Here is a 3,204-nt window from a genome sequence, read left to right on the forward strand (position 1 = left end):
ACATGGCGTCGCTGACCGCGGCGCATCCGACGTTGCCGATTCCGAGCTACGCCCGCGTCACCAATCTCGGCAATGGCAAATCGCTGATCGTACGCATCAACGATCGCGGCCCGTATCACGGCAACCGCCTGATCGACGTCTCCAACCGCGCTGCCGAATTGCTCGAATTCAAGGGCCGTGGCATCGCCAACGTGCGGGTCGAATACGTCGCCCGCGCCCCGCTGGAAGGCTCCGACGACCGCCAACTGGTGGCCACGTTGCGCACCGGCGAGCCGGCGCCGTCGCCGTCCATGGTACGGGTCGCCTCGGCACGCTCGTTCGTGCCTGACATGCCGGCCCCGGGCCGCGTCGCCCGCGGTGATGTTCCGATGCCCGAGGGACGTCCTTATTCGCTCGGCAACACCTCGGCGGACATGGCGTCGATCAATGCGACCTCGGAATTGTCGGCGTCCGGGCGGGTCCGGTCCGGCAGCCGCACGGTCGAAAATCGCCGCGCGGTGTCCTACGAGAACGACCGCAATTATGCGGCTGCGCGCGAGCCGTCGGTCGCGGCCGACGAGCCAGCCGAAGAGGCCCGCGCGATCCTGTCCGGCCGCGGTCTGTACTGAGCCTTCAATGCGCGTCCGGGGCGCGGCGGGTCTGTTTCCGCGCGTTGTTTGCGCTTCGTGATCCTGTTAAGACTCGGCCTTCAGGACACCCGATGGCACCGACCTTCTCCACCTTCGACCGATCGCCAAGGCCCGTCGTGCGCTGGCGGCTTCTGCTTGCCGCGATGCTGGCCGCTGGCCTCGCGCTCGGCGGCGCGGCCTACGCCGCCAACCAAAGCGTGCAGGGCGCCAAGAAGCCCGCCGATGACGGCTACGACACCGATGCGCCCACTGCGATCCTGATCGAGGCCGGCTCCGGCAGCGTGCTATTCGAGAAGAACGCCGACGAATTGCGCGCGCCCTCCAGCATGCTGAAGCTGATGACCGCCGAAGTGGTGTTCAACGCGATTCAGAGGGGTGACATCAAACTCACCGACGAATACCGCGTCAGCGAGAATTCCTGGCGCAAGGGCGGCGCACCGGCCGGCGGCGCGACCATGTTTGCGGCACTCAACAGCCGCGTTCCCGTGGCCGACTTGCTGCGCGGCATGATCATCCAGAGCGGCAACGATTCCTGCATGATCATGGCGGAGGGCATGGCCGGCAGCGAGAAGGCCTTCGCCGAGAGAATGACGACGCGCGCGCGCGAGCTGGGGATGGCGAAATCGACGTTCGCCAATTCCAACGGTCTGCCCGATCCCGAGAACAAGATGACCGTGCGCGAGATCGGCCGGCTGACGCGGCACATGATCCAGACCTATCCGGACATGTACAAGCTGTTCAGCGAGCGCGAATTCACCTGGAACAAGATACGGCAGAGCAATCGCAATCCGCTGCTGGCCGTGATGGAAGGCAACGACGGCCTGATCACCGGCTTCACCAAGGAGGGCGGTTATGGCATGGCCGCCTCGGCGGTCCAGAATGGCATGCGGCTGATTGTGGTGGTGAACGGCATCGACGACCCCGACGATCGCGTCACCGAAGCCAGGAAGCTGCTGGAATGGGGTTTCAAGAATTTCGAGGCCCGCGCGCTGTTCGCAGCGTCGCAGCCGATCGGATTTGCAAAAGTGTTCGGCGGCGAGAGCCGCTCGGTGCCGCTGACCAGCAAGGAGCCGGTCAAGGTGATGGTACAGAAGAACGGTACCGACAAGCTGATCGCGCGCGTCGTTTATAACGGCCCGGTGCGGGCGCCGATCGAGGCCGGGCAACCGGTCGGCATCGTCCGGGTGTGGCGTGGCGCCAATATCGCGGTCGAGGCGCCGGTCTTTGCCGCGGAGGCCGTCGGCACGGGTTCGACAATGCGGCGCGCCATCGACGGCGCCAGCGAGCTGGTGGTCGGGCTGTTTCGCGCCGGCGCCGAGAAACTTTGATGACCCTTGAGCCGGCCGCTGCTGGCCCCCCCGCACGTGGGCGCTTCGTCACCTTCGAAGGCGGCGAGGGGGCGGGCAAATCCACCCAGATCAGGCTGCTGGCCGACCGGCTCGAGGCGCTCGAGCTGCGCGCCATCGTCACGCGCGAACCCGGCGGTTCGCCGGGCGCCGAGATCATCCGTCATGTCGTGCTGTCCGGCATGGGCAAGCTGCTCGGGCCGGAGGCCGAAACACTATTATTCGCTGCGGCGCGCGACGATCACGTCCATGCGGTGATCGAGCCCGCGCTGGCGCAGGGCATCTGGGTGCTGTGCGACCGCTTTGCGGATTCCACCCGCGCCTATCAGGGCAGTCTGGGGCAGGTCGCACCCGCCGTGCTCAACGCCATGGAGCGCGTCACCATCGGCAGGCTCAAGCCCGATCTCACCTTCATTCTCGATATTCCCGTCGAAATCGGCATGCAGCGCGCCGCCGCCCGCCGCGGCGCTGGAGCCCCGGACCGCTTCGAGGCCGAGGACATTCAATTTCACCAGCAACTTCGCGAGGCGTTCCGGCAGATCGCTGCCACCGAGCCGCAGCGCTGCGTGCTGATTGACGCCAATGCCGACGCGGCCACCGTCGCCGCCCAGATTCGGACAGCGCTGCGCGAGCGGCTGCTGGTCAACGAAACCCGTCCCGAGACCGCATCCGCATGAGCGCCAAATCCGCCGAGCCGACCATTGCCGCGCCGCATCCGCGCGAGACCTCCGTGTTGTTCGGCCACATGGAGGCCGAGCGGACGCTGCTCAGTGCCTATCGCGGCGGGCGGATTCCGCATGCCTGGCTGATGTCCGGCGCCCAGGGGATCGGCAAGGCGACGCTGGCCTACCGCATGGCGCGCTTCGTGCTGGCGCATCGCGATCCGCTTTCCCCGCAGGTGCAATCGGCGGAAACGCTCGACGTCGATCCATCGCATCCGGTGGCGCGCCAGGTCGCGTCCGGCGCCCATGGCGGGCTGCTGACGCTGGAGCGGACGCTGAATGAGAAGGGCGTGATGCCGACGTTTGTCTCCGTCAACGAGGTCCGCAAGACCGTGCCGTTTTTCGGCTCGACCGCGGCGGTCGATGGCTGGCGCGTATGTATCGTCGATACCGTGGACGAGATGAACGCCAATGCGGCGAACGCGCTGTTGAAGGTGCTCGAGGAGCCGCCGCAGCGCTCGCTGTTCCTGCTGGTCACCCATTCGCCGGCCCGGCTGTTGCCGACCA

Annotated in this window: 4 protein-coding genes; all 4 read left to right on the top strand. The window is 66.9% G+C overall.

The genetic code is table 11. The features are described from left to right. On the top strand, positions 1-608 hold a 608-nt coding region (locus JWR89_RS23600), incomplete at its 5' end, for a septal ring lytic transglycosylase RlpA family protein (RefSeq protein WP_299720603.1). Between the two features lie 164 nt (positions 609-772). Further along, complete coding sequence (locus JWR89_RS23605; RefSeq protein ID WP_299720609.1) at positions 773-1,957, top strand: D-alanyl-D-alanine carboxypeptidase family protein; 1,185 nt, start codon at positions 773-775, stop codon at positions 1,955-1,957. Further along, complete coding sequence (gene tmk, locus JWR89_RS23610; RefSeq protein WP_299720605.1) at positions 1,957-2,652, top strand: dTMP kinase; 696 nt, start codon at positions 1,957-1,959, stop codon at positions 2,650-2,652. The genes JWR89_RS23605 and tmk overlap by 1 nt, the downstream gene beginning before the upstream one ends. Beyond that, positions 2,649-3,204, top strand: a 556-nt coding sequence (locus tag JWR89_RS23615) for a DNA polymerase III subunit delta' (RefSeq protein ID WP_299720607.1), incomplete at its 3' end; no start/stop codon positions are given. The genes tmk and JWR89_RS23615, both read left to right, overlap by 4 nt.

It is taken from the genome of Tardiphaga sp. (genome assembly GCF_028290785.1).
GTDB lineage: Bacteria > Pseudomonadota > Alphaproteobacteria > Rhizobiales > Xanthobacteraceae > Tardiphaga.